The 448-nt window shown below is 54.5% G+C and carries 1 protein-coding gene; it reads left to right on the top strand.

All coding sequences use genetic code 11. The features are described 5' to 3' along the window. Positions 1–448: ATP-binding cassette domain-containing protein (locus EIK80_RS25080; protein WP_148099123.1), on the top strand; the 448-nt coding region annotated here is incomplete at both ends.

Below are 448 nucleotides of genomic sequence, written 5' to 3'. Positions count from 1 at the left end.
CAATATGCCGAGGACGTGTCGCGTAAAGCATTGGCACGAATCGGTGCTGATCTCGATCTGGACGCTCGCGTAGAGGACCTATCTATGGCGGCTAAGCAGCAGGTCGCCATTGCTAGAGCTTTGGCGTTGAACGCAAAGGTCATCTTCATGGACGAGCCGACCACCGCGCTGACTTCCACTGAAGTGGATAGTTTGTTGCGTACCATCGGCACGCTCAAGGCATCAGGGGTGTCGGTTATTTTCATTTCTCACAAGCTCGATGAGGTGTTCTCCGTAGCTGACCGGATCACGGTGTTCCGTTCTGGCGAAGTGATTGGCACCTATCAAGCTTCACAGCTGGACAGCCGTAAGTTGTCTGCGTTGATGACCGGACATGACGTGGAATTTGGTGTTCCCGAAAACCACATTGTGGCCGATGCCGCGCCGGTGCTCGACATGAAGCACGTCA

Source organism: Caulobacter sp. 602-1 (genome assembly GCF_003931565.1).
GTDB lineage: Bacteria > Pseudomonadota > Alphaproteobacteria > Caulobacterales > Caulobacteraceae > Caulobacter.
This window is presented reverse-complemented; position numbering and strand designations above follow the sequence as displayed.